A 733-nucleotide genomic window follows, 5' to 3' on the forward strand; every position below is an offset into this window, starting at 1 on the left:
GGACGGCGTAACGCTCCAGGGCGTCGACATCGATGTCGGCGCTGCCATCGCCGCAGCTCTGAAAACCAACCTTCAATTCAGCAATGTCGCAACGTTCGCCGGACTGATACCCGGGATACAGTCAGGACGATATCCGTTCGCGATGGCCTCGATCACCGATCGGAAGGACCGTGAGGAGAAGGTCGACTTCGTCAACTACGTGAACGTCGGCCTTGGCATTCTCGTGGCGGCGGGTAATCCGAAGAAGATTGCCGGTCTTGAAGATCTGTGTGGCACGACCGTCGCTATTCCCACGGGCTCGGTAGCCGGCGACGTTATGGCGAACCAATCAAAGAAGTGCATTGAGGCAGGGAAAGGTGCAATCACGATCAACACTTTTCCTGGCCAAGACCAGGCTCAGCTTCAACTCAGGACGGGCCGCGCGGATGCGAACATCAACGACTATCCCGTGGTCGTCTACAATGCCAAGGAATCAGGCGGCACGTTAGAGGCGACCGCGGCAAATTTCTGCACGGCCCCTTTCGGAATCGCGACGATGAAGAACGAGCCGGAATTGGTCGCGGCTCTGAAAACGGGCCTCGAGACCGCAATTCAGAATGGCGAATATGCTAAGATCCTGAAGAAATGGGGTCTTGAAAGCATCGCCCTTCGGACCGTGACGGTGAACGGCGCTATAACGCAGGAAGTGGATCCTGTCTGCCTGCCGAGCCAGTGACCCGACGGAAGTGGGAAG

The 733-nt window shown here is 57.4% G+C and carries 1 protein-coding gene; it reads left to right on the forward strand.

Annotation, left to right across the window (positions count from 1 at the left end; genetic code table 11):
- Positions 1-715: ABC transporter substrate-binding protein (locus tag ACXJ7R_RS35260; protein ID WP_457155820.1), on the forward strand; the 715-nt coding region annotated here is incomplete at its 5' end.
- Between the last annotated feature and the right edge of the window lie 18 nt (positions 716-733).

This window comes from Mesorhizobium sp. P5_C1, assembly GCF_054049815.1.